This is a genomic window from Nitrospinota bacterium (assembly GCA_027619975.1).
Lineage (GTDB): Bacteria > Nitrospinota > Nitrospinia > Nitrospinales > VA-1 > JADFGI01.
Window position 1 is genome coordinate 96,506 of sequence record JAQCGX010000003.1, and the last position, 23,945, is coordinate 120,450.

22 protein-coding genes and 1 tRNA gene are annotated in these 23,945 nt (G+C 44.5%); 21 read left to right on the forward strand and 2 right to left on the reverse strand.

The annotated features are described in order from the left end of the window. Positions 1-12 precede the first annotated feature (12 nt). The 21 genes from tilS (at position 13) to O3C58_01945 (ending at position 22,073) form a co-directional block, all read left to right on the forward strand. Complete coding sequence (gene tilS / locus O3C58_01845) at positions 13-1,437, forward strand: tRNA lysidine(34) synthetase TilS (GenBank protein ID MDA0690607.1); 1,425 nt, start codon at positions 13-15, stop codon at positions 1,435-1,437. Between the two features lie 84 nt (positions 1,438-1,521). Further along, positions 1,522-3,456 carry an ATP-dependent zinc metalloprotease FtsH gene (gene ftsH, locus O3C58_01850; GenBank protein ID MDA0690608.1) on the forward strand — a complete coding sequence of 645 codons (1,935 nt, stop codon included), beginning with the start codon at positions 1,522-1,524 and terminating at the stop codon, positions 3,454-3,456. A gap of 163 nt (positions 3,457-3,619) precedes the next feature. Beyond that, positions 3,620-4,441 (forward strand): dihydropteroate synthase, encoded by an 822-nt coding sequence (folP, locus tag O3C58_01855; protein MDA0690609.1) that lies wholly within the window; start codon positions 3,620-3,622, stop codon positions 4,439-4,441. 26 nt (positions 4,442-4,467) lie between these two features. Then, a complete protein-coding gene (locus O3C58_01860; protein MDA0690610.1) occupies positions 4,468-5,211 on the forward strand; it encodes a pyridoxine 5'-phosphate synthase in 744 nt (247 codons plus the stop codon). A gap of 110 nt (positions 5,212-5,321) precedes the next feature. After that, the gene (locus tag O3C58_01865) at positions 5,322-6,113 is read left to right on the forward strand and encodes a hypothetical protein (GenBank protein MDA0690611.1); all 792 of its coding nucleotides are present in this window, start codon (positions 5,322-5,324) and stop codon (positions 6,111-6,113) included. A 333-nt stretch (positions 6,114-6,446) separates the two neighbouring features. After that, the gene (gap, locus tag O3C58_01870) at positions 6,447-7,463 is read left to right on the forward strand and encodes a type I glyceraldehyde-3-phosphate dehydrogenase (GenBank protein MDA0690612.1); all 1,017 of its coding nucleotides are present in this window, start codon (positions 6,447-6,449) and stop codon (positions 7,461-7,463) included. A gap of 6 nt (positions 7,464-7,469) precedes the next feature. Then, complete coding sequence (gene tpiA, locus O3C58_01875; protein MDA0690613.1) at positions 7,470-8,225, forward strand: triose-phosphate isomerase; 756 nt, start codon at positions 7,470-7,472, stop codon at positions 8,223-8,225. Between the two features lie 27 nt (positions 8,226-8,252). Then, the gene (gene secG / locus O3C58_01880; GenBank protein ID MDA0690614.1) at positions 8,253-8,564 is read left to right on the forward strand and encodes a preprotein translocase subunit SecG; all 312 of its coding nucleotides are present in this window, start codon (positions 8,253-8,255) and stop codon (positions 8,562-8,564) included. A gap of 23 nt (positions 8,565-8,587) precedes the next feature. Further along, positions 8,588-8,669 (forward strand) — tRNA-Leu (locus tag O3C58_01885). Positions 8,670-8,787: 118 nt separating this feature from the next. After that, positions 8,788-9,825, forward strand: coding sequence for a GGDEF domain-containing protein (locus O3C58_01890; protein ID MDA0690615.1), 1,038 nt, complete (start codon positions 8,788-8,790; stop codon positions 9,823-9,825). Between the two features lie 879 nt (positions 9,826-10,704). Continuing rightward, positions 10,705-12,084: an NAD(P)/FAD-dependent oxidoreductase gene (locus O3C58_01895; GenBank protein MDA0690616.1), complete on the forward strand. Its 1,380-nt coding sequence runs from the start codon at positions 10,705-10,707 to the stop codon at positions 12,082-12,084. 141 nt (positions 12,085-12,225) lie between these two features. Continuing rightward, positions 12,226-12,795, forward strand: a complete 570-nt coding sequence (locus tag O3C58_01900; protein ID MDA0690617.1) for a Rieske 2Fe-2S domain-containing protein — start codon at positions 12,226-12,228, stop codon at positions 12,793-12,795. A 73-nt stretch (positions 12,796-12,868) separates the two neighbouring features. Continuing rightward, positions 12,869-13,702 (forward strand): cytochrome b N-terminal domain-containing protein, encoded by an 834-nt coding sequence (locus O3C58_01905; protein ID MDA0690618.1) that lies wholly within the window; start codon positions 12,869-12,871, stop codon positions 13,700-13,702. 44 nt (positions 13,703-13,746) lie between these two features. Continuing rightward, positions 13,747-14,499 carry a cytochrome C gene (locus tag O3C58_01910; GenBank protein ID MDA0690619.1) on the forward strand — a complete coding sequence of 251 codons (753 nt, stop codon included), beginning with the start codon at positions 13,747-13,749 and terminating at the stop codon, positions 14,497-14,499. Positions 14,500-14,524: 25 nt separating this feature from the next. Then, positions 14,525-17,248, forward strand: a complete 2,724-nt coding sequence (locus O3C58_01915; protein ID MDA0690620.1) for a c-type cytochrome — start codon at positions 14,525-14,527, stop codon at positions 17,246-17,248. A 77-nt stretch (positions 17,249-17,325) separates the two neighbouring features. After that, on the forward strand, positions 17,326-17,508 hold the full coding sequence (locus tag O3C58_01920; protein MDA0690621.1) for a hypothetical protein: 183 nt from the start codon (positions 17,326-17,328) through the stop codon (positions 17,506-17,508). Beyond that, positions 17,509-18,003 carry a restriction endonuclease gene (locus O3C58_01925; GenBank protein ID MDA0690622.1) on the forward strand — a complete coding sequence of 165 codons (495 nt, stop codon included), beginning with the start codon at positions 17,509-17,511 and terminating at the stop codon, positions 18,001-18,003. It abuts the gene before it with no gap. A gap of 198 nt (positions 18,004-18,201) precedes the next feature. Then, positions 18,202-19,065, forward strand: coding sequence for a methylenetetrahydrofolate reductase [NAD(P)H] (gene metF, locus O3C58_01930; GenBank protein ID MDA0690623.1), 864 nt, complete (start codon positions 18,202-18,204; stop codon positions 19,063-19,065). A 1-nt stretch (position 19,066) separates the two neighbouring features. Continuing rightward, the gene (locus tag O3C58_01935) at positions 19,067-19,873 is read left to right on the forward strand and encodes an SUMF1/EgtB/PvdO family nonheme iron enzyme (GenBank protein MDA0690624.1); all 807 of its coding nucleotides are present in this window, start codon (positions 19,067-19,069) and stop codon (positions 19,871-19,873) included. A 1-nt stretch (position 19,874) separates the two neighbouring features. After that, entirely contained in the window at positions 19,875-20,609 is a 735-nt protein-coding gene (locus tag O3C58_01940) for a hypothetical protein (protein ID MDA0690625.1), read from the forward strand. A 180-nt stretch (positions 20,610-20,789) separates the two neighbouring features. Further along, a complete protein-coding gene (locus O3C58_01945) occupies positions 20,790-22,073 on the forward strand; it encodes a hypothetical protein (protein MDA0690626.1) in 1,284 nt (427 codons plus the stop codon). Positions 22,074-22,264: 191 nt separating this feature from the next. Here O3C58_01945 and O3C58_01950 read toward each other — a convergent pair whose 3' ends face one another. After that, positions 22,265-22,933 carry a lytic transglycosylase domain-containing protein gene (locus O3C58_01950; GenBank protein MDA0690627.1) on the reverse strand — a complete coding sequence of 223 codons (669 nt, stop codon included), beginning with the start codon at positions 22,931-22,933 and terminating at the stop codon, positions 22,265-22,267. 172 nt (positions 22,934-23,105) lie between these two features. Further along, on the reverse strand, positions 23,106-23,789 hold the full coding sequence (locus tag O3C58_01955; GenBank protein ID MDA0690628.1) for a sulfite oxidase-like oxidoreductase: 684 nt from the start codon (positions 23,787-23,789) through the stop codon (positions 23,106-23,108). Positions 23,790-23,945 lie beyond the last annotated feature (156 nt).

Genomic DNA, 23,945 nt, shown 5'->3' on the forward strand with positions numbered 1-23,945 from the left:
GTTAATAGATTTATGAAAAATTTTCTGGATAAAGCCAGGCTTGCGATTTCTCGCATGATTGTCCCTGGAGATAGGGTCCTCACCGCTGTATCCGGTGGGCCGGACTCGGTCACCCTCTTGTACCTTTTGAATGATATGAGGGAAGAGTTCGAGATTGATCTTTGTATTGCCCATATGGATCATATGGCTCGGCAACAGGAATCGCAGGAAGACGCTCGCTTTGTGAAAGAGCTTGGCGAAAAATTGGGACTAGAGACATACATCGAAAAGATTGATGTTCTCAAGGAGAAGGAAATTTTAAAAACTTCCTTTCAGGAAGCCGCCCGGATTTTCCGCTATCGGTTTTTGCGATCCACTCTGAAGCGTGCCGAGGCAACGAAATTGGCGCTGGGTCATAACGCGGATGATCAAGTAGAAACTATTTTGATCAATCTCATTCGTGGGAGCGGCTTGAAAGGTTTGGGGGGAATGCCGGAAAGCCGGGGAGAAATCATCCGGCCTTTGATTGATTGCACCCGGACGGAGATAGAAGGCTATCTTGCAGACCGGGGCCTGGAAAGCAGGGTAGATAGCTCCAATGCCAGTAAAAAATACCTGAGAAACCGGATTCGACACGAATTAATTCCGACCCTTGAAAATTACAATGAGAATATTAAATCCAACCTTTTGGAAATGGCACAAATCATTCGCGATGACGATCATTGTCTTGACGAGCAAACCCGCCTTATATATGAGAGGATTGCCGTCCCTGGGATGGAGGGAAAAGAGGTCGAACTCAATCGGGAACAATTCAACCAGCAGCCCCCTGCTTATCAAAAGCGTCTGGTGAGACAGGCTCTTTTCAGTGTTCAGGGAAACTTGAGTCGTATCTCCACGGGTCATATTCAGCAAATTATTGGATTATTTCAGAGTTCCATGAAAGGGAAGAGCATCAACCTTCCTGATCGATTAACCGCAGTCAGGGGGCCGGTTGGCGTTAAGTTTCAGAAAAACTCCAAAAGACAGTCAGCAAGTACTTCAAAGGATGAACTCTATTCGACGGAACTGGTTATTCCAGGATCTACCAATATCAGAAAAGTCGGCATCAACCTGCACGCAAAGATTCTCACCCTTGGGAATTGGACGGACCGCGACAACTTTTCCCGGCGGGCATTTTTAGATTACGATAAAACCGGACCCTGTATCCAGACCCGATTTTTCCGGCCTGGAGATCGATTTGTTCCTCTGGGAATGACAGGAAGAAAAAAGCTGAAGGCCTTTTTTATCGATGAAAAAATTCCCAGGGAATCAAGAGAATCGATTCCCATCTTGACAACCCGGATGGGCGATATTATATGGGTTTATGGAAAAAGAATTTCGGAAAAATTCCGAGTCACCGATAAAACAAAAAATATTCTTCATATAGAAGGGGACAAAGGGGATCACCACGTTTCTTAATGAATAAACCCCTCCCCATATTCCAGGAATGTGGTAACATTACTACTGAATAGCAGACAGTATTTTCTTCAAAAGGAGAAAGTTTTGAACCAATTTTACAGAAATTTAGCACTTTGGCTGGTCATTGGACTCATTCTGATAGGCCTGGTTAATATTTTTAATAAACCCATCATCAACCAATCTGAAATCATTTATAGCGATTTTATGGGCAAGGTGGAAAAGGGTGAGATCACGGAAGTGGTGGTTCAGGGTGACAATATCAGCGGAAAATTGATGAATGGAAGTTCTTTTCAAACAATCACTCCGTCCCGTGACCCGGACTTAATCAAAATTCTAAGAGAGAAGGGGGTGCGCATTGTTGTGATGCCTCCCGAGCAGACCAGCTGGTATATGAATATCCTGATATCCTGGTTCCCGATGCTTCTTTTGCTGGGCATCTGGATTTTCTTCATGCGGCAGATGCAGTCCGGCGGTGGGAAGGCACTTTCTTTTGGCAAAAGCAAGGCGCGGTTATTGAGCGATTCTAAAAACCGCACCACATTTAAAGATGTGGCCGGGGTTGAGGAAGCCAAGGAAGAGCTTCAGGAAATTATTGAGTTTTTGAAGGAGCCGCAGAAATTCAGCAAACTGGGAGGAAAAATTCCCAAGGGAGTTCTGCTGGTGGGACCTCCTGGAACGGGAAAAACCTTGTTGGCACGGGCCATTGCCGGTGAAGCCAATGTGCCGTTTTTCAGCATCAGCGGGTCAGATTTTGTGGAAATGTTTGTCGGCGTCGGTGCATCGCGTGTACGCGATCTTTTTGAACAAGGGAAGAAAAACAGCCCTTGCATTATATTTGTCGATGAAATTGATGCAGTAGGTAGACACCGGGGGGCGGGTCTTGGTGGCGGGCATGATGAGCGCGAACAAACTTTGAACCAACTGCTGGTAGAAATGGATGGTTTTGAAAATAACGATGGCGTCATCATGATAGCGGCCACTAATCGTCCTGACGTTTTGGACCCGGCTTTATTGCGTCCTGGTCGGTTTGACAGGCAAGTGGTGGTCGGTCGGCCCGATGTTCGGGGACGAGAAGCAATTCTTAAAGTGCATACCCAGACCGTGCCCCTTGATGACAATGTGGATCTCAAGGTCATTGCCCGTGGGACGCCAGGCTTTACAGGCGCCGATCTTGCCAATCTGGTGAACGAGGCTTCTTTGCTCGCGGCGCGTCGGGATAGGAAATCTGTGACCATGGTGGATTTTGAGGATGCCAAGGATAAAGTGCTGATGGGAGTGGAAAGGCGGAGTTTGGTGATTTCCGATAAGGAAAAGAAGACTACGGCCTATCATGAAGCAGGTCACGCTCTGGTGGCCTTTCTTTTGCCGGGAACGGACCCCATCCACAAGGTAACGATTATTCCTCGTGGGCAAGCCTTAGGTGTCACTCAGCAATTGCCTACGGATGAACGGCACACGTACCCCAGAACCTATCTTCACAATACGCTTGCCATCCTGATGGGGGGTCGACTGGCTGAAGAAATTTGCCTGGGCCAAATGACCACCGGGGCGGGCAATGATATCGAACGGGCCACCGAGATGGCGCGTAAAATGGTTTGCGAGTGGGGCATGAGCGATAAGATGGGTCCGTTGACCTATGGGCACAAGGAGGAACAGGTTTTTCTGGGAAGGGATTTTTCCTCGCAGAAAAATTTCAGCGACCAGACTGCCAAACTCATAGACCAGGAAGTGAAGGCCCTGGTGATGGGGGGGTATAACAAAGCCCATGAGTTGATCACTACAAACATAGCTAAACTTGAAAGTCTTGCGGAAGCCTTGTTGGAACGTGAAACCCTGGACGCCAAGGAAATTCTAGAGATCTTTGAGGGTAAAAAACCGGACGACACCAGCAATAATGGTGAGGGAATTACGAACCTAAAGCCCCCCCTTGTGGACCTAAAGAAAGAATCCCAGGATCGATCGGGAGGGACCGGAGATATCGTTAGTGGCGGCGGTCTGCCAGACCCACACCCTGCTTAATGGTTAGAAACTAGTTTCCGATACCAAAAGCGTTTACTCAATTTGGCTCCATTTCCAAGATCTGTTTAGACTTGGGAGTGGAGTTTTTTTTGTCAAAAAAACGGTTCAAGCTTATAATCTCAAGATCAATATAATTAAAATTCTGAGAACATAGCAAAATATTATGTCCTTTTCATTTCAGAAGGGTGGGACTAACGGGTCCGTCGCTCTAATGGGAATCGTGAACCTGTCTCCTGATTCCTTTTATGAAGGGAGCCGATCTTTTTCTGATAGAGAGGCGTTGTTACTCGCTGAGCGTCATATTGAGGAAGGTGCCAGTGTTATAGATATTGGCGCTGAAAGTTCCCGCCCCGGCTCACAACCCATTTCTGAAGCGGTGGAACTTGAACGGTTGCTCCCTGTCGTCTCCGAAATTTGTAAACGGTTTGATGTTGCAGTTTCCGTGGATACTTACAAACCACGCGTGATTGATGCCGTTTTATCAGAGGGAGCGAGTATTATAAATGACATTACCGGGTTGCAGGGGGATGAGAGGGCGGCTGGAATCATCGCCCGACACCGGGCAGGGGTGATCCTCATGCACATGCGTGGAACCCCATTGACCATGCAGGACCAGCCTCAATACAGCGACTTGATTGAAGACGTCAGAAGTTATTTAAAGAAAAGCATCGAATTGGCGGAGAGTGCCGGGATCGACAAAATTGTGATAGATCCCGGAATAGGTTTTGGAAAAACCCGATCCCATAATCTGGAATTGATTCGTCGCTTGGAAGAGTTTAAGGAGCTGGGGAAGCCCATTCTTTTAGGAGTTTCACGCAAGTCGTTTATCGGCGAGACTCTAGATCTTCCTGCGAAGGAAAGGTTGGAAGGATCATTGGCTGCGGCGGCCATTGGCGTGTTGAATGGGGCGACAATCATTCGTACCCATGACGTTAAGGCAACGGGACGGGCTGTTAAAGTGGCCCTCGCCATAATGAATGAATAAATGAAAGATAGTGGAGTGGAAGAATCATGACAAGACTGTTTGTTAACGTGGACCATGTGGCCACACTCCGGGAAGCCAGAAAAACCGTGGAACCCGATCCTCTTGTTGCCGCTCTACTGGCGGAGAAAGCGGGAGCGGATGGCATCACCATTCACTTGCGGGAAGACCGCAGGCATATTCAGGATCATGATCTGGAAAGAATTCACTCGGCCATAAATACCAAATTGAACCTTGAAATGGCGCCTGTGGAAGAAATGGTGCAGATTGCTCTCAAGGCGCGCCCCTATCAGGTGTCCCTGGTTCCCGAAAAAAGGCAGGAAATAACTACAGAAGGTGGTTTGGACGTGTGTTCTCAGCTGGAAAATCTAATTCAAATGAAAGACCGAATGAAAGCATGCGGAATTTTATTCAGTTTATTCGTGGACCCAGATTCCAGGCAAATCGAGGCGGCGGCAAAAGTCGGAGCGGATAGCATTGAGATAAATACGGGTGCTTACTCGGAATTCAGGGATAAAGGACAAGTTGAGGAGGCTTTGAAAAAAATCCGCCGGGCCGCGAACCAGGCTTCCGGGCTGGGATTGCGAGTGTTTGCGGGCCACGGATTGACCAATAAAAATGTACGGCCCATTGCCGCTGTTGCCGAGATCGAAGAATTGAATATTGGTCACCACATTGTGTCCCGTGCGGTTTTTTGCGGCATCGAAAAGGCCGTTAGGGAAATGATTCAGGCCATCAGTCAACATTCTGTTCAAACAGTTGATAAATTTTAGACAAGTGCTTAATGTTTAGGGTAAGAGTAGGAATTTTTGGAAACGGCATAAAATTTGCTTTGAGTTCTTTTAGTTATATATTGCCAAAAAATTGACGGATAAATATACTCATGGTAATGAACCAGACAGATCCTCACATAGCGGAAGAAAATATCGCGGTTAGAGAGAAGGCTTTGATCGTTTCCCGTGAGTTTGACCGTATTGTAAATACGTTTAGAAGGGTTTTAGAGTTTAAGGAAAAATATGGAAAAAGCCTTGAAGAGAAGTTTGAAGATTTAAAAATTAAATTAAAAGACAATCTTGTTCAACTGGAAGAGGTTAACCAAAATATTGAAATATATGATCGCAATAGTGAAAAAATAATTTCAAACCTCAAACAATTGGATGATGATGAAAGAAAGTTTACCGATCAATATGAACGCCTGTTGCGGGGGCTTGGATTGGATGGAAAGGGGTTGGGGGCTGAAAATTTTGAAAACTCAATTACTTCATCCCCGAATGGGTCCGATGGTCAGAAACTTAGAGAAAGGTTAGCGAGCCGAAGAGGGGAATTTCTTGAAAATTTAAAACACAGTTTTGATAAATTGGATGAAAACCTGGCTTCGGTAAATGATTTAAAAACTGAACTCAATGAATCGCGAACCGACATTATGCAAAGGAGATTTCAAGCCCTTAAAAAAAAAGAAGCATTGGAAGAAATGGGCAAGAAAATTGTAAATGATGTGGGCAGGTTGGAAAATGAATTAGCAACAACCACTATTGAAGAAAAAACATTGATCGATGAATTTTCCAAGATTGTCAGTCATGTGGAAAGCTGTTTAGAACTGGATGAAGCAACAGATCATGCTTTGTTCTCCTCTTTGTCCATCGTAGAGTCTCCCGATAAGGTAGCAGTAGAGTAGAACAATTCCCCTTTGTAAATAAAATCACATCAGGACTTAAGTTATCGGAACTCCCGATAAACTAAAAGGTAATTGTTGACTTGGGTCTATAAATTTTGCATAATCTGCCCAAGAAAGCAGGAGGTTAGTCCTTTTTCCATGATTTTTCCTTGAAGGGACCCTGCCCGGGGACTGTCTTTTTACGATGGTTAGGTTTTTTATCGCAAAAATCCGCAATTCTGTTAATTTCTAGTCATAAATCCAATTTTCAATGTCCCAAAATTCTGGTTTGGAATTTGGGTTGTTGTGAATGTGTTTTTTTGTATTTTAGGTCTATAGGAGGTTGTGCAAATAATGTCGATTAAGGTTGCTATTAACGGATTCGGGAGAATCGGCAGAAATGTTCACCGATGTATCCTTAATGATAAAGGATGCGATGATATTGAAGTCATTGCCATCAATGACTTGACAGACGCTAACACCCTTGGCCATTTGTTCAAGCATGATTCCGTCCAGGGCTTAAACAAAGCCGAAGTGGCAGTCGAGGGAAATAATTTAATTGTTAATGGTAAATCAGTCCAGATTTTTTCCGAGCGCGATCCGGAGAAGCTTCCCTGGAAAAGCCTGGGGGTGGATATTGTCATAGAATCCACGGGATTTTTTACCAACCGCGCCGGCGCTGGAAAGCATATTAAAGCCGGCGCCAAAAAGGTGATCATCTCCGCTCCTGCAACCGATCCGGATGTGACTCTTGTGTTGGGCGTGAATGAACAGGAATATAATAAGGACAAGCACCAGATTGTTTCCAATGCATCGTGTACAACCAACTGTCTGGCCCCGGTGGTCAGAGTTCTGCATGAGAAATTGGGAATTAAAAGGGGCTTGATGACGACCATTCATTCTTATACCAATGACCAGAGTATTCTGGATTTACCGCACAAGGACCTGCGCAGGGCACGGGCTGCAAATCTGTCGATGATTCCGACGACCACCGGCGCGGCACGTGCGGTATCTTTAGTTTTGCCGGAACTTAAAGGCAAGCTGGATGGAATGGCTATTCGTGTTCCGACACCCAATGTGTCACTGGTGGACCTGGTTATCGAGGCGGAAAAGGACACCACTGCGGAAGAAGTAAATCAACTCTTCAGGGATGAGAGCGCCCACCGTTTAAATAATATCCTGCGTGTGGAGGACAGCCCTCTGGTTTCCGTCGATTTCAACGGTGATAGCTCATCATCTATTGTAGATAGTCTTTCTACAAAAGTTCTTGATAAAAGGATGGTCAAGGTTCTGGCTTGGTATGATAATGAATGGGGTTATTCCTCGCGAGTTAAGGATTTGATTAAATTTATTATCAATAAAGGGTTATAGAATGGCATGAGGAGACCTGTCATCGCCGGGAATTGGAAAATGAACATGCTCCAATCCGAAGCCGAGGATTTCGTCAAAAAACTGATAGAATGCGGAGGTTTTCCTCAAGGAGTTGATGTTATTATAGCACCACCTTATACTGCCTTGGGTGTCGTACGAAAGCTGATAACAAATTCATCAATACAACTTGCGGGTCAGAATATTTATTTTGAACCCAAGGGCGCCTGGACCGGGGAGATTTCCGCGGCAATGCTAAAAGATGCGGGATGCCAGTTTGTCATCCTTGGGCATTCCGAGCGCAGGCATTATTTTCACGAGGATGACGCTTTGATAAATCAAAAAATCAAAGCCGCTCTGGAAAATGAATTGCAGGTTATTTTTTGTGTAGGAGAAACTCTGGAGCAAAGGGAGCGGGCTCAAACTCAGGAGGTTGTGGAGTTTCAGCTGAAAATAGGTTTGCAGGGGTTGGACGCTACCGATCTGAAAAATCTTGTGATCGCTTATGAGCCGGTATGGGCTATTGGCACTGGTAGAACGGCGACTCCCGATCAGGCTCAAGAAGTTCATTGCTTTGCCAGAAAATTTATTGGAAAAGAATTTGGGGAAGCGACATCCGATAAAATAAGAATTCAATACGGCGGAAGCGTTAACTCTGAAAACAGCAAACTTTTGTTGCGGCAAAAGGATATTGACGGGGTCTTGGTAGGTTCTGCAAGCCTGAATATTGAATCGTTTACCGCTATTATCAATTTCGCCAATTAACCCCAAAATGGGAGGGTTTCACTGCTAATGCAGACAGTCATTACTGTTTTTCATGTTATTGGAGCGTTAATTTTAATTGTTGCCATACTTTTGCAGGCTGGAAAAGGGGCGGCTATGGGGGCAGGATTGGGAGGTGGAAGTAGCCAGACGATGTTTGGTAGTGGTGGCGCTGGAAACTTTTTGACCAAGTTGACTACAGGTGTGGCCATTTTGTTTATGGTGACCTCGTTAACGCTGGCGATACTTTCAACAAAAAAGGATTCTCGATCGATCATGCAAGGTATTGAACAGCCTGTTAAGAGCCAGGAAGCACCTGTTGAGCCTCTTCCCTCCAAATAGAGTTTACTGGTTTTATTGAAAGTGCCGATGTGGTGGAACTGGTAGACACGTGCGCTTGAGGGGCGTATGGAGCGATCCGTGGGAGTTCGAATCTCCCCATCGGCATTCATTTTCTTTGGTTGTATTTTCTGATTCTGGCTCATCAATTTAATTTCATCATTAGCGATGAATTGAATCTCTTTTTTATCTTTTTGGAGCCCGCCTTTTAAGCCGGAAAGTGATCATGGACATGTTCAGGAAAAATACGAAACCTGAAAAGAAAGTACCCGTGGAAAATTCCGCAACTAAGGAATTCAATGAGCGAATCTCCCGACTGCTCATGGTTTGTATCGAAGGAATTTGCAAACTGATCCCCAAAAAAGATGCTCTCTGTGAGAATTTGGAGAGTCTGGGGACGGTCGTTAAAAAAGTGACTCGCCCCAAACCCGTTTCCGGTCTCGCAAAAGATATTGAAGATTTTTTCTCTCGCCAGCATTTGGAAGTCAGTTTCCTGGAAACAAAAAACGATACGGTCAAACAGATTGTTCTTGATCTCACCGGCGCTATCCAGGAAATTACATCAACTACCATAGATTTTGATCAGAAAATGGAGTTGAGTATTGAAGAAATTCAGGCCGCAGGGAATATTGATGATATTTTGGCGCTTAAAGATGGGATCATCGCGGAAATTAAAAAAGTAAGAATCAGCTCCCAGTCCATTAAAAAGGAATTGAACGAATACCGAAGGACCACTCAATCTCTATCATCCAAACTAGAGCAAACGGAAGCCAAAGCGCTCGTGGATGCTCTCACCAACGTGCTGAATAGAAATGCCTATAACATGAAAATCAGCCAAATGATTCGTGAGTTCTCCAGAGTGAATGAACCTTTTTGCTTGTTGGTGATCGATATCGACCATTTTAAAAAATTTAATGATCAATATGGGCATAAGGCAGGTGATCGGGTTTTGAGATCCGTTGCCGCATCCGTTCAAGAGAGTCTTAGAGCTTCAGATTTGGTGTTTAGGTATGGAGGAGAGGAGTTTGTTGTCATTTTAGGCGGAGCCGACCTGGGAAATGCCGCAAAATTGGCAGAAAAGGTTCGTCAGGGAGTTGAGAAAGATTATTACATTGATAAAGAAAAAAATATGAAAGTCACGGTGAGCCTTGGTGTTGCTTGTGTCCAGCCAGAGGACACAGAACTCTCCTTGTTTGAAAGAGCAGATAAAGCTCTGTATGTGGCCAAGCGGAAGGGGAGGAATCAAGTGGAAATTGCAGAGTGATGGTTCTCGGAAGGCCATAGACGACTGGGAGTTTCATAAGGGCATTTCTAAAAATAGACTAAATGTTCCTAATCGTTAATTTAAGGAGATGGCTTTGTTATAGTGGGACAGGCGACCTGCCCTTAAAGGTTATACGGAAGTGCGGAATTTAATTCCGCCTTTCCAGCCTGTCCGCACGGGCTAGAAAGCCCGTGCCACCGATATAAGAAATCCTTGTGCCATGTTCGATTTCCCGTAATAAACTAATTTTCAGAGGTGTCCATAAAGTTTCTTTACGAAAGAGTGTCGGGCATTTATCAGTTAGCTTCTACGGACAGGCAGTATCTCGGTTTTTATAATTTGTAAGATTCATAGTTTTAAAAACTATAAATTTTTCTTCGGTGCAGGGAATCAGGCGCCGTTCTCCCATGCACATCACGACCCTAGAAGATTTATTTCTCAATCCAGGTTTTCTTTTCATATTCTGCGCGCTCCTGATGACAGTCTCCAATGTCATGGTGGGAGTCAGTATGCTCCCTGCAGATATGCGAAAGAAGCGGTACAATCTTCACCGCTACGTATTTTATTCTGTCCTTATTTGCTATTTGTGCTTTCTTGGGTGGAACCACTTTTATCAAGATAAAAACAGCCTTTTAAATTATCTTGTATTTGTTTACTTCGCCTTAATCATTCCCCTCAGCAGAAGGGCCAATGTTACAGCCCACGCAATCATTGCTTCGGTGGGGCTGGTTCTTCTCGCCCTTGCTGGCGTTCTCCACATGGGTTGAGGTTAAGTCATCCTTATTCTATTCTGTTGGGTCGTGCGCTTCAAAGTATCCCGAGCGTTGCAAGTATGGTCTAATATCTCGCGTTTCCCTTTAAAAAGAAGATTTCTGGTTTATGGTTGAATTTGATATTGCTATTATAGGGGCAGGCATTTCAGGCATTTCTGCGGCGAAACGAGCGGCGGAGTTGAATGCCAAAGTCTGTTTGATAGAAAATCACACCATAGGGGGCAGGTGCTTTCATAAGGGCCTGTATCCCTATCGGCACATGATGAGTCAATTGGAGAGAAACGGGTTCAACAGGCGACTCCAGAGGTCAGAGGGGAAAGAGACTGAGAATAAAACAGACGATTTTTCAGAATTATTTGAAGAAACGAGAAAGTTCGCTCAGTCGGTTACAGAGAAGTGGGAATCGACTCTCAAGGCGAAAGGAGTCCATATCGAGATTGGGGAGGGCTTGTTGGTTGGGGCCAATGAGATCCGGGTCCAGGGTGCTGATGAAGAAAAGATAATTAAAGCCCAAAAAATTATTCTCGCTACCGGCTCCGGTATTGAAGCCCCGGCAACGATACCATTTGATGAAGAGCGGATCATTTCTGTTGATGATGTATTTAATGTTGGAAAAGTGCCGAGAAGTGTTTTGATTCTAGGCGGTGATGGCGGTGGGTGTGAATTGGCCGCCTTGTACAATAAATTGGGTAGTAAAACCTTTTTGTGCGATGAGGCTCCCCGTCTGCTTCCAGAACAGGACCCGGATGTCATAGAAGCAATTGAAGGCGAGATGAAGAGGCAAAAAATTAAGCTTCTTCTTAATAAAAAAGTGATTTCAATTTTTAAAGATACGGATGCTATCGATATCTCCCTGGATGGAGGGGTGAAATTTTCAGTCCAAACCATTATTTTAAATACAAGCAGAAAACCCCGCGTTGAGGGATTGGACACTGAAATACTGGGATTGCGTCTTGGAGAAAAAGGGCAAGTCCTGGTTAATGAGAAACAGGAAACTACATTAAGCGGGGTATATGCTGTTGGAAGTGTTACAGGGCGACGTGGGTTTCACGGACTATCTGAAGAGGAAGGAAGGGTTGCTGCGGAAAATGCTTTGGGGAAAAAAGCGCACCTCAACAAAGATTGGATTCCCCGAATTGTCTATACCAGCCTTGAAGTTGCTACCGTAGGTTGTTATGCTGGCACCGCCCATCACAAGGGTTTCCGGGCGGTGGAGGGAAGATGCAATGAAGATCAGCTGGATTATTCTCTGATCCGTGCGGATGCTTCAGGGTTTATCAAAATTGTTGCTGATAAATCCTCCAAGAGTGTCATCGGCGGACAAGTCGTTTCAAGACATGCATCGGAAATTATCCCTTTGATATTATTAGCCATAAAAAAAGGTTTGCCGGTAAATTCACTGGCAAGTCTGTCTTGTGGGGTTTCCACCCAGTTGTTGGGGGTTAGGGAGGCGGCAAGGGCTTGTGTTGAAGCCCTGCGAAAATAAATAGTTAAGGAAAAAACTGATTTAACATCTTGTCTTGACTCGATTTTTCAATTATGTTAAAAACCAACTCTTTGATTAAATCTAGCTAGCGCTTAAACCCATATTTTTATAATTCATCCACTTGAATAATCAGGTTTTATTATGGCTGAAACCACCGAAGTAAAAAAACCCGAGCCTGGTACGGCAAAAGACAAAGGAAAAAAAGATAGCAAGGAAGCTGTTGTCGATAATCTTTACTCCCGCCGAGATTTTTTTTCGCTGGCGGGTTGGGCGAGTTTTTTAGGCGCCCTGGGATTATCATCAGCATATTTTTTGCGCCTTCTTTTTCCCAGGGTTTTGTTCGAACCGTCTCCCATATTTAAGGCAGGTTTGCCCAGTGATTACACGGTTGGCGAAGTGAGCACGAAATGGGTTAAAGACCAACGGGTATGGATCGTTCGCGATTTAGAGGGGATTTACGTTATTTTTGCCCTTTGCACCCATCTTGGATGTACGCCCAGGTGGCTGAAAACAGAGAGTAAGTACAAATGCCCCTGTCACGGAAGCGGATTTACCAAAATCGGCGTTAACTTTGAAGGTCCGGCACCCAGAGCATTGGAGCGTTTGAAAATTTCGCTGGGCCCGGATGGCCAGATTGAAATTGATAAAAGCAAAAAGTTTCTTTACGAAAAAGATGAGTGGGGCAAACCCGAAGCCAAGTTAAGAGTTTGAATTTTTTTTAAATTTACGTTGACCTTGAGTTTTAGCTTGAGTTCATTGCTTTTTTTTATGGGGGGTTAAAGTTTTGGCAACAAAACAACCTGAAATTCCAAATATCGCCGAAATAATGAATAAGATTAAAAGCGGCAAGATTTTTGGCGAAATTGCTAAATCAATTACAGAATCCCAGATTTGGACCTCTTCGTTTCGGCATGGATATGCCGATACGCCGAGGAATAGGGTTCTGCAAATTGCCAGTAATGTCTGGATGCACTTGCATCCCGTCAAGATTCACCGGCATGCGTTGCGCATCAAATTTACCTGGTGTATGGGAGGGATCACTTTTCTCCTGTTTTTGTCAACGGTAGTCACGGGCGTGATCCTGATGTTCTATTACCGCCCGGTGGGTGAGTATGCCTATTTCGATATGAAATATTTGCAGTATGACGTGCCCTTCGGGATGTTGATGCGGAATATGCATCGCTGGGCGGCACATGCGATGGTGATCACTGTCTGGTTGCATATGTTCCGGGTTTTTCTGACCGGTTCCTACAAGCCGCCCCGGGAGTTCAATTGGGTCATTGGCGTATTCCTCGTTACTTTTACCCTTCTGCTGAGTTTCACAGGATATCTCCTTCCCTGGGATCAATTGGCAATGTGGGCGGTAACAGTCGGAACTAATATGGCTCGCGCCACCCCGTTTCTTGGACATGAGGGGCCATTTCAGGAATTTGTATTTGGAGTCAGCCCGAGGTACGATGCCCGGTCGGTATTGATAGGAGGTAGTGTTGTCGGGCCTCCTGCGCTTCTAAGATTTTATGTGTTGCATTGTATATTTATCCCACTGGTTGCTGGCGCTTTAATGATAGTACATTTCTGGCGGATAAGAAAAGACGGTGGAATATCAGGTCCCCTGTAATTTTCCAGTATGCAATTTTGAGTTAATGGGAAAGGATTTGTTTTATGGCTGAGCCTGCCAGGAAAAAAATAGAGGCGGTTGCCGAAAAGGTCCATGTCTGGCCTTATCTGGTGCGGATAGAGTTTCTTTGCGCCATAATTACCATACTGCTTTTGACTGTATGGTCTATTTCTATCGACGCACCTCTTGAAGAGGCCGCAAACCCGACCAAAACACCCAATCCATCCAAAGCCCCTTGGTACTTCCTGGGCTTGCAGGACATCCTGGTATATTTTGATCCCTGGTTTGCAGGGGTTGTCGCGCCGGTTCTGATCATTGTCGGCCTCATGTTGATTCCCTATCTGGATGTTAATCCCAAAGGTAACGGCTACTACACCTATACCGAGAGAAAATTTGCGATATGGGTCTATAGTTTTGGCTTTTTAGTCTTATGGATTGCCTTGATTATTATGGGGGTTTTTCTACGAGGCCCTGGGTGGAACCTGTTCATGCCCTGGCAATTTTGGGACCCGCATAAGGTAGTAGCGCTGGTAAGTGTTGATTTGCCTTATGCGTTTGGAGTTCGTTCCTACAATATGGCAATGTTTTTCGGTGGCGTGGTGGTTTTGGGCTACTTTGCTGTAGGCACTGGCATTTACATGTTTATGGAAAGAAAAGCTCTCAAAAGCGTTGGTTTTGTTCGGATGTTTTTGAAGATCCAGCTGGTGCTCATAATGATAGGGATTGTGGTTAAAATTGTTTTACGCCTGGGTTTTAACATCAAATATATCTGGGTGACTCCCTGGTTTAATGTTTAACTAGAATTTTCTAAGGGTTAGATCATTGGACGATCAAGAGAAAAATGAAGGTTACATTCCTGTAGAAAAAGTTTCCTTTAGCTTTGTGTTCTTCCTTGTTTCGGGGGCCGCGCTGTTGGTTACCCTTTGGGCGCTTTGGGATGACGAGTATGCCCGGCGCGGGTTCAAGGAACACCAGGAGGAATATTTCAAGGTTCAGTATGCAAGAGCCGAGGGCGACTGGAAGAAAACAAATAGCGATCTTGCCTCCAAAGAAAACCAGATTAAAGAGGGCTTGCAACAGGAACTGGGAAAGCTGGAGGACTCCAAGGAGTACCAGACTTTGGTGGATCAGCTGAGTGTGGCTCAGGTAGCCCTTGCTGAGATCAAGGAAGAGAAGAAGTTTACCGGAAGTCGATTGGATGAGGCTTATTATTATTATAAAAAAGCATTGCATGGCGGCGAAAACTACGATGTTCAGCTAGCGACCTATAAATCCCTGGAAAAAGAGTTCAAGCAATGGGATCCGAAGGTTGCAATAGAGCAAAAGAAATACGACCTGGCAGAATCCAATTTGATGGAATTTAAGGCAAAATACGTCAATTTGGAGAAAGAGTTAAAGGGATTGACCCTCAAGAGAGAGCAAATCCAATTGACCATGGATTATTACAAACCCTTCCCTTTTATCTGGAGACCTGCGGAAGTTCTGCAGACGGTTATTCCTGGTTTCGGCATCAATAGTTTTTCTGAAATTATTTACCGGGTTGACAGATGCATGACCTGTCATACCTCCTATAAGGATAATTATTACAAGGATTTTAAAAACCCTCTTAAAACTCACCCAAACCTGGAAGGTTTGATAGATAATCATCCACCGGATAGAACCGGTTGTACCTGGTGTCATTTAGGGCAGGGTACTGCTACCGCACCTGCGGAAGACGCCCACGGATCTCATCACGAGACGGATCAGACCGCCGAGATCAATGAGCCTATACTGCAAGGAAAGTTCATGGAATCCAATTGCAGGAATTGCCATGCGGAGGTTTTAAACCTTAAGGGCGCCCCGGTTTTATCTAAGGGTAAAAACTTATTCGTGAAACTGGGTTGTCATGGATGTCATCTGGCTGACGGATATTCTCAGGAAGCCAAGGTAGGTCCCAGTCTGTTGCGAGTTGGATCTAAAGTAAATCCTAGTTGGTTGTATCGTTGGGTCAAGAATCCCAGAGAGTATTTACCCAAAACCCGGATGCCGGATTTTGGTTTCAATGATAAAGATGCTCTTGGTGTCACAGCCTATCTTCTGTCTGTATCGGATAAGGCCTATAAGCCTTCTTATAAATTAGAGTCCGGTGACCCTGAAAAAGGGCAAAAGGAATTTGAAGGTGTCGGGTGTCTGGCTTGTCATCAGTTGAACGGCAAGGGAGAGTCCTTTGCTCCCAATTTGAGTAATATAGGAAGCAAGGTCAATGCGGACTGGTTGGTCAGTTGGGTGGGAAACCCGACTCATTATAATGATAAGAGTAAAATGCCAGACCTCAGGCTTACCAAGGGTCAAGCGTCTAATATTGCAGCGTATCTGATGCAGTTTGGCAAACCGAAGCACATTGCAGGAATTGCGGCCCGGCTGAATCATCCAAAAATGATTGAGCATGGCGAGAGCGTGGTTCGTGCGCGTGGATGTTTTGCATGTCATGATATCAAGGGAATGGAAAATGAAGGGCGCATTGCACCGGAATTGTCCGCATTCGGGCGAAAACTTATTCTGGAGCTTGAGTTTGGCGATGCTCATATCCCACATACCTGGGAGTCATGGGTAAGGGCTAAATTGAAAGAGCCGAGCACATTCAGGACCGAAAGAGTTCTGGATAAGATGCCTAATTTTCACCTCTCTGAAGAAGATATTGATGCGCTTGTGGTTCTTCTTAAAGGGTTCAATGGAACCAAAGTTCCTGAGAAATATCGTAAAGTATTGACAGAAAAAGAGAAAACCCTGGAAACAGGGCGTCGTCTCATAGATCGATACAATTGTAAAGGATGTCACCACGTCGAGGGTGAAGGCGGCCGTATTCAGAAATATCTCAGTGGCACAGCTCAATATCCTCCGCCGCTCGATTATGGTTCGTATCACGTGGGGGAACGAATTAAAGGCTCGTGGTTATTCTCCTTTCTGAAAAATCCAACAGAAGTCAGAAGCTGGGTGAAAGTACGAATGCCCACATTCAATCTGACGGATACAGAAGTACGCGATCTCACTGCCTACTTTGAAGCGCTCGCGCCTCAAAAAATTAATTACGAGGCCGGGGTTAACATCAGGAAAGATAAATCCGTCGTGCAAACAGGTGCGGGAATCGTCAATTATATGGATTGCGGAAAGTGCCATGATGAAGGGGCAAAGGGCATTGACTTTTCCATTGCCAGTGCACGGTTGCGACAAGATTGGATTCCTCGCTGGCTGAAAGACACCCGTGAATTGATTCCCTGGACCAAAATGCCGGCTCACTGGGATAAGAAGGGTAATGAGTATTTGGTCAAGACAAAGTTTGATAAGCTGAAAACCGTTGGAAATGTCGATCAACAGATTGATGCGGTCAAGGATTTTATCATTGCTTATAATTTGGCGGATGTCGATTTTGATTGGGTTCTCGGTGATGAAGCAAGCGGTGGGGGTAGTAGCAATGGCGCCGTAGAATCCGGGGCTGAGGATGATGCTGGATCTGAAGGTGAGGAGGAAGATTTATCCGAGGATCAGGAAGAGGAGCCCATAGAATAGAATTTGTTTGATCGCCTAAATTAGGGTAAAATATCTCTATAGATTTTAATGTTTCAATATCTCGGTTAGAATAAATTATGGAAAATTCTGGATTAGAAAACTTTTTATTGATTGCCACCAAGCCGGATAATATCCCTATCGGAACGATGTTATTGTTTGTGGCGTGGGTTTTTTGGGTTGCCATAAAACAAATGATTGTTCATGACCGGCATATCAAAGAAGGTAAGAAAGAAAAAATCTGGGATGAAATGATAAAATAAGTGGGCATATTTATAATTGCATTCGGTGCTATCGTTTTGGGATTGGTTCTCATCCTTTTCCTGAAAAACACCTCTCCACCTCCCCCTGTGGAGCAGATTCACTATGCCAACCCCGAAGACAAACCCCTGTACCTGATTGAACCCGACGCTTTCAAAGAGAAATGCCTCGAATTTCTGAAAAAGTTTAACTTGGAATACGTCCATTCCGTTTGGGCAACCGACCATGAATTGGAGATATTCATGAATGATGAAACTCCAGTTATCGGTGGAACCTACCTTGCCCTCTGCATCATTGATCCTCCCAATCGAACCGTTGATATAATGAAAGTAAAAGGATTCCTGGATACCGTGAAAGGTGAGGGCGCTTCGCGTGGAATTTTTATAACTACGGGGTATTTTTCCGATGAGGCCATCCGGTTTATCGAGGAGGAGCCTGTCGAATTAGTCAACGTTGTTACCTTTGTTGGTTATTTGAAAAAATTTGATATCTATTAGGTCTCTACGTTCACACCCCTTCCAGTTACAAGGTTTCACTATCCCGAAGTTTCTACTATTTATTGGTCGATTTTTTGTTTCCTGTTATTATATTTATCCAATGGCTGCATTGTATTGAATAAGCCCAATCCCTTGCGATGTGAAAAGTTGATATTTTTCGTTTTAAGGGAGTTTTTTTTAATTATTTGAAATAACATTATGAAAATTAGTGAGATATTGAAGCAGGGTTTGCATCCATTTTCGTTTGAATTTTTCCCACCAAAAACTGATGACGGATTTGAACAATTATTCCAAACCATTGAAAACCTGAAATCCTGGAACCCTGGGTATGTTTCCGTCACTTATGGGGCGGGTGGCAGTACGCGGACAAAAACTCTTGATTTGGTTGGGCGGATCAAACATCAAATTGGCTTGGAGGGCATGGCTCATTTGACTTGTGTGGGCCACACCACCGATGAAATCAGGAGTATTTTAGATCGGCTGAAAGAAGATGGGATCGAAAATATTCTGGCTCTGAGAGGCGACCCACCAAAGAGAGAGGATAGTTTTGTAAAAACAAAAAATGGCTTTGGTTTTGGCAGTGAGTTGGTGGGCTTTATTCGCAAGCACTATTCGTTTTGCTTAGGGGTTGCGGGTTATCCTGAGGGACATATAGAGAGTCCTGATTTAAAAATTGACCTGGACAATCTTAAAAGAAAACTGGACGCGGGAGCCGACTTCATTGTGACGCAATTGTTTTTCGATAATCGGTATTTTTTTGATTTTCTTGAGCGGGCGCGTGCCAGCGGTATTCAAGTGCCCATTATTCCAGGCATTATGCCGATTATCAATGCGAAACAAACTCAAAGGTTCACTAAAATGTGTGGGGCCTCCATTCCTCCGGAACTTATGGAACGTTTGGAACAGAACCAGGAAGACGCCGCTGCCGTCCGGCAGATAGGGGTCGAGCATGCTACCACTCAATGCGATGAACTTTTAAAGAGTGGCGTGCCGGGAATTCATTTTTACACTCTGAATCAATCCAAAGCCACACTCGCTATTCTGGAAAATTTGAAAGCATGAGTTGTTAATATTAATTGACCCCTATCCCAGCGGCTTTTTATTTGTGCATTTATTTGGATATTTCATATTCTGCCTGTTACTTATAGCTCCCGTGGCCGCGCATTCGGAACCCACCTCCAGGATAGGAGAAGTTCCTGAGGATATGGTTCTCATTCCGGCTGGGACTTATAAAAGAGGGTGTGACCGATTTGGTCCTCAACATGGGTCGCCGGCTCATCTGGTTTATCTCGATGCGTTCATGATCGATAAGTATGAACTTACCAATGAAAAGTTTGAAATGGTTTTTCCTGAGCATTTTCTCCGCCGCAGTCAGTTTTCTCATTGCAATAATTGTCCCGTGAGCAAAATCAGTTGGTATGAAGCGGCGGATTATTGCCATCTGAAAGGAAAATCTTTGCCGAGTGAAGCGCAATGGGAACGGGCGGCGCAGGGGCAAAATGGCTGTGAATTCCCGTGGGGGCCGGATTTTAACCCGGAACAGCCACAGGCGCGGGGAGGGTTGAAGCTCAAGGATAAGGGCACTCCCGTGGGCAGCTTCGCCCCCAATAAGAACGGAATCTATGACATGGCGGGCAATGTCTGGGAGTGGGTGAGCGATTGGTTCTCAATCCGCTATTATTTCAGAGAAATTATGTATAATCCCAGAGGACCCATTGACGGTAAAATGAAGGTCCGCCGGGGCGGCTCCTGGTCCGACAGTATAATGGCCATGAAAACCGGATACCGGGATTGGAGTTATCCTTTTTCCCGTGGGTTCAACGATATCGGCTTTCGTTGCGCCATTAATCTTAAAATGGATTCCAAGTAAAATGATCACCTCGGCTAAATTGGTGTATATAGACAGGCTGATAACCGAAGGCCTGTCCGAAGATGGGGATTCGCTCGAGTTGAATGGCAAGTTCATCGGCGATGAGGGCATGGAGGCTTTGATTTTGTCAGATAAACTGGGAGAAGTTGAGAACCTGGACTTGACCAAAAACTCCCTGACCCATAAAGGCGCCATCCTTTTGGCCGGTTGTGATCGTCTGAAAAAATTGAAACGGCTTTATATCGGCGATAATAATATTTCCGACAGCGGGACCGCCGCCATAGCCAAAGCTGGTTTTGCGTCCAACCTGTCTCTTTTGGATCTTCGTTTCAACAATATGGGATCGGAGGGTGGGTTAGCCATTGCCAATTCAGGTGAGTTCAATAAACTGCAGGTCCTGATTCTTCAGGAAAATGAGGTGGGCGACGACACCCTGATCGCCCTGGCAAAATCCGCGACCTTTGCCAATTTGCGAAAACTTAATTTTTACCGGACCAATGTGACGGCTAAAGGAATCAAAATATTAGCAAAATCGAAGTCCCTGCAGCGCGTTAAGCATTTAAATATCGCTAGAAACTATTTGTATCAGGATTCCGTAAAAGCCCTGGCAAATACAAAAACTCTCACCAATATCGAAACCCTCTTGATGTTTGACACTGGAATCAGCGACGAAGGAGTCAAAACCATTATGAGCTCGCCATCGTTTTCCAAGTTAAAAACCTTCCGCGTGACCTAGTCTGCTCTTTATTCGCCATATTAATTGCTCTCTCTGGAGCGATAGTAAAGATGGATGGGATTTTCAGCCATTCTGTCATATGAATAATACTGACTATAAATATCGGTATGGCACTGTTGACAGAGTCTTAGTCGAGCATATATTTCCTGCTAAGCAAGTTAAGCTAACGTTGGAGGAATTATGCATTTCATCTTGGTTGTTTTGATCTTTTTTTGTTTGATCTCCAGTGGTTGTATTAATGGAGGACAACGGCTAGACGCTGTGCTCAATCCTAAACCTATGGAGGTTGAAAATAGTAGCGACGTTGACAAGGCTATAGAAAAGTTTCGTGGTTCCTTCCCGGAAAATGTAAAAGAAAATATTGAACAGAAAAATGGTGTAAATAATCCGAACCCTAAGCCTGATGAAAGTGCCGGTGGTAGCCAGGAGGAGGGTACTGCATCTGGTGATGGTTCAGGTAAGTCTAGTGATGCTTCAGGTGAAGAAAATGCCAAAAATAATGGTGCAAGCGGTAACGGTGAGTGCAATCCTATCATAAGCAAAGGTAATGATACGGGACTATTTCTAAAAGCCACTTTTTTCCATAAATTGCAGGAAGCCGCAGCATGTCCTAAAGATAAGGAGAGGGTTAGCTTTTATATGCATGCGGGCATTGCCCTTTCAGACGAATTATGCAGTGTCTGGTTCGATCGCCTCGGTAAAGCTCAAGCTAAAGTAAATGCGGATCGCGATATTTTGAGCAATGTTGGAGCTCTTACAGGGGCTATTCTTGGGTTTTCTGGTGCTGGTGGGGCCGTTGCCGGTGGGGCCGCCGCTGGGTTTGGGTTTTTGGAAAACTCCTTCGATTCCGAGTTGGCGAATTTTATTGTAGCTCCTGACATAAGTGAAGTTCAGGAGGCGATTGACGTAGATAGAAAATCTAGGGCTTTGGCTCTAGAGGGGCTTAGTACTGAGGTCGATTTTTTTCAAGCGAGGGCGGAACTCATTCGCTACGACAATACCTGCTCCCATTTGGCAGTTAAGCGTAAGGTGAATGAATCCGTCGGGAATGCAACCCAAAAAACTAAAAGGCAGATCGAGGCAATATCGGCAACCGTATTTGATACTTATGTGAATGCTAAAAAAGCCAAGGTAGAAGCTGATGAAAGGTTGGTGAAGGCTATAGATGAAAAAAAGGACGAGGAGGGTCGGGAGAAAGAAAACGCTTTGATTGAAAAAGCCAATGAAAGGTTAAAAAAGATTTTTAATCCAACAAACCTTTCAACAGTAAAAGATCTCAAAATTGATCAAATCATTGCTTTTTATGTTAGACTTAATAACGGAAAGTGGGACCAGCTTGAAGATAAACAAAAGGATGACAATTATCGTCTAATAGATGAATATCTTTCCCAAAATAAGTTGGATGAAAAGGCAGTTGCAATTGAGGGTATAAGAACGGCTTTCTCCGTCTCCGTATACCGTTAAGGAAAATGAGAGATACAATAAATATGAAAAGTTTATTCTAGGGCCAAACTTACGTGAGTAAAAACCCCTTTTCAGTTTCCTTTTTTAGTTACCTACGTAGATATTTTTGACCAACCATAGATTTAGTGTGCTATCCCTCTGCCAGGTGCTACCATAACTTCAATAAAAAAGCCTTTATGCTATAAGGGCTTTTATGAATCCGCTTTATTCAGTTTGATTTTATTGTAGACTGAGAATACTTTTCCCGAATAATCTTTAGGATGCTTTCCACTTCTTAGATAGCTGGCGATGCGCGTGGGGCCGTGATTGTAGGCTTCCAGAGCCGTGTGCATTTTTCCAAACCGCTTGACCAATTTGTTCAAATAATAAGATCCAAGAGCGATATTCTTTTCTGGATGATACAGCGTGCTTTTTCCACTCCAGAGCATGTTCGCTTCCGAAGCTAATGCTTCCCCTGTTTTCGGGCGGATCTGCATCAAACCCAGAGCGCCTACTTTGGACTTGGCCCGGTGGTTGAAGGAGCTTTCGGTAATGATCAAAGCGGTCAGAAATAACGGATCGTACCCATATTTTTTGCTTTGCTTGAGGATGTGTTGGGAAATTTGATCCATTTGCTCTTCTTTAAGACCGGTTTTGTAATGGGTGATCACACTTATTATTTTATCTTGAATTTTTTTGTCATAAACTAGGGCGTTTATTTTTTCAAGTTTTTGATCCGGGTAGACGAGGAGCTTGCCGGATGTAGTTTGTACCACTTTAGCTTTAGCGATTCCTATTGTGGCCGGAAAAGATAAGAATGCAACGCAGGCAATAACCAGGGCAACGATCGGCAACCGAATTTGAGTATTAGAAAAAGTCATTATTTATCCCTTATCCAAATTGTGGATAAAACAATTCACTAAATATTGGATACAGGATAAAAAATCTGAGTTAAGGCGGGGTCAAGCGTAGGTAACGATTGAGCAACAATAATTAAAGTGTTTATAAAGCAGAAGAGTCCATGTAACTAGTTGTATTTATTAGTTTTAATTTTTAAGAATACCGGTCGTTCAACCAGGGTTCCGCCGTGTTGGAATAACCGCGCTTTTCCCAGAACCCCTTCTCGTCATAATCACGAATAACAATTTCCCCAATCCATTTAGCCCCCTTCCAGGCATAGAGTTGCGGGGTGATCATGCGGACCGGGCCGCCGTGATCCCGGGTGATGGGGTGTCCTTCCCAATTGTGCACGAGGAGTACGTCTTCCTTCATGGCTTCCTCCAGCGGCAGGTTGGTGGAATAGGCGTCATAGGCTTTAATATAGACATATTTGGCGCCGGGAAGCAGTTCGCATTGGTTGACGATGTCCCGAAACCGCACTCCCTGCCAATGATTGTCCATCCGGCTCCACGAAGTCACACAGTGAAAATCCGATACATCCTCGACTTGCGGAAACGCCATAAATTCTTCCCAGGAAAAGGTTTTGACGTTTTTTACCAAACCGGAAACGGTCAGATTCCAGGTGATTTCGTCTAGTTCCGGTTGAAATCCCAAGTCCAGAACCGGCCAGTTTTCAGTCACTCTTTGTCCCGGAGGGACTTTAGGGTTGCCGTCCCGGTTCAACTCCCCTTCACCCATAGGCATTTCTCCCTCCCATTGTTGCTTTTTCGCAAGGGCTTTTCGGTATTGGATCAGCTTTTCACGGCCTTGAATGCGCTTTGAATTAGGATCGTACATTGATGGATTGCAACTCCCAAATTATTAAAGTGATGGACTTCCAAATTGGATGAAAAAAATGACTAAATAGTTACAAAAAAACAAGTATTTTGGAATATTTATTAATCCTGCTAATTCCTAATTAAGGATAAAGGGATTCTTTCAAGAAACCGAAAA

Excerpts from the sequence above, each read along its gene's own strand:
- tilS (MDA0690607.1), top strand. The coding sequence starts at position 13 with ATGAAAAATTTTCTGGATAAAGCCAGGCTTGCGATTTCTCGCATGATT.
- folP (MDA0690609.1), top strand. The coding sequence starts at position 3,620 with ATGTCCTTTTCATTTCAGAAGGGTGGGACTAACGGGTCCGTCGCTCTA.
- O3C58_01860 (MDA0690610.1), top strand. The coding sequence starts at position 4,468 with ATGACAAGACTGTTTGTTAACGTGGACCATGTGGCCACACTCCGGGAA.
- O3C58_01865 (MDA0690611.1), top strand. The coding sequence starts at position 5,322 with ATGGTAATGAACCAGACAGATCCTCACATAGCGGAAGAAAATATCGCG.
- gap (MDA0690612.1), top strand. The coding sequence starts at position 6,447 with ATGTCGATTAAGGTTGCTATTAACGGATTCGGGAGAATCGGCAGAAAT.
- tpiA (MDA0690613.1), top strand. The coding sequence starts at position 7,470 with ATGAGGAGACCTGTCATCGCCGGGAATTGGAAAATGAACATGCTCCAA.
- secG (MDA0690614.1), top strand. The coding sequence starts at position 8,253 with ATGCAGACAGTCATTACTGTTTTTCATGTTATTGGAGCGTTAATTTTA.
- O3C58_01890 (MDA0690615.1), top strand. The coding sequence starts at position 8,788 with ATGGACATGTTCAGGAAAAATACGAAACCTGAAAAGAAAGTACCCGTG.
- O3C58_01895 (MDA0690616.1), top strand. The coding sequence starts at position 10,705 with ATGGTTGAATTTGATATTGCTATTATAGGGGCAGGCATTTCAGGCATT.
- O3C58_01900 (MDA0690617.1), top strand. The coding sequence starts at position 12,226 with ATGGCTGAAACCACCGAAGTAAAAAAACCCGAGCCTGGTACGGCAAAA.
- O3C58_01910 (MDA0690619.1), top strand. The coding sequence starts at position 13,747 with ATGGCTGAGCCTGCCAGGAAAAAAATAGAGGCGGTTGCCGAAAAGGTC.
- O3C58_01920 (MDA0690621.1), top strand. The coding sequence starts at position 17,326 with ATGGAAAATTCTGGATTAGAAAACTTTTTATTGATTGCCACCAAGCCG.
- metF (MDA0690623.1), top strand. The coding sequence starts at position 18,202 with ATGAAAATTAGTGAGATATTGAAGCAGGGTTTGCATCCATTTTCGTTT.
- O3C58_01940 (MDA0690625.1), top strand. The coding sequence starts at position 19,875 with ATGATCACCTCGGCTAAATTGGTGTATATAGACAGGCTGATAACCGAA.
- O3C58_01945 (MDA0690626.1), top strand. The coding sequence starts at position 20,790 with ATGCATTTCATCTTGGTTGTTTTGATCTTTTTTTGTTTGATCTCCAGT.
- O3C58_01950 (MDA0690627.1), bottom strand. The coding sequence starts at position 22,933 with ATGACTTTTTCTAATACTCAAATTCGGTTGCCGATCGTTGCCCTGGTT.
- O3C58_01955 (MDA0690628.1), bottom strand. The coding sequence starts at position 23,789 with ATGTACGATCCTAATTCAAAGCGCATTCAAGGCCGTGAAAAGCTGATC.